Below are 518 nucleotides of genomic sequence, written 5' to 3' on the forward strand. Positions count from 1 at the left end.
GATCACCACGCGGTCGCCTTTTTCCACACCTTGCGCCACCAGCGCCCCGGCGAGCGAGGCAACATGGGCCTGCAACTCGCTATAGGTCAGGGTCGATTTATTGCCAGTGATCGGGCTGTCATAGATGATCGCCACGCGCTTGCCGTTGCCCTGTTCGACATGGCGGTCCACAGCGTTGTGGCAGGTGTTTACACTGGCATCCGCGAACCACTCATAGATATGGTCGCCCCGGTCATATAGCGCGCGCGTCGGCGCGATGTCCCAATCGATCGCCTCGGCCTGCTCCAGCCAATAGGCTTCCGGATCGGCCTGCCAGCGGTCGTAGGTGTCACGGTATCCCATGGTGTTCCTCCTCCTGTTGCACTGTGCGGCAAACCCGCGGGCCGGGTATAGCTGTACTGACGCGCAAATATTTCCAGCCACTCTGGCCGCTTAGAAAGATTTCGGCAAGCGGATCGCTATTGTTCCTGTCAGTTGCGGCGCGTCATGCTAGATTGCCCCGAAACCCTATTACCTTT

General features: G+C 59.3%; 1 protein-coding gene. It reads right to left on the minus strand.

The annotated features are described in order from the left end of the window. On the minus strand, positions 1 to 342 hold a 342-nt coding region (locus tag A3722_RS15020), incomplete at its 3' end, for an acetyl-coenzyme A synthetase N-terminal domain-containing protein (RefSeq protein ID WP_150120503.1). Between the last annotated feature and the right edge of the window lie 176 nt (positions 343 to 518).

This window comes from Sulfitobacter sp. HI0027, from assembly GCF_001634775.1.
Classification (GTDB): domain Bacteria; phylum Pseudomonadota; class Alphaproteobacteria; order Rhodobacterales; family Rhodobacteraceae; genus Sulfitobacter.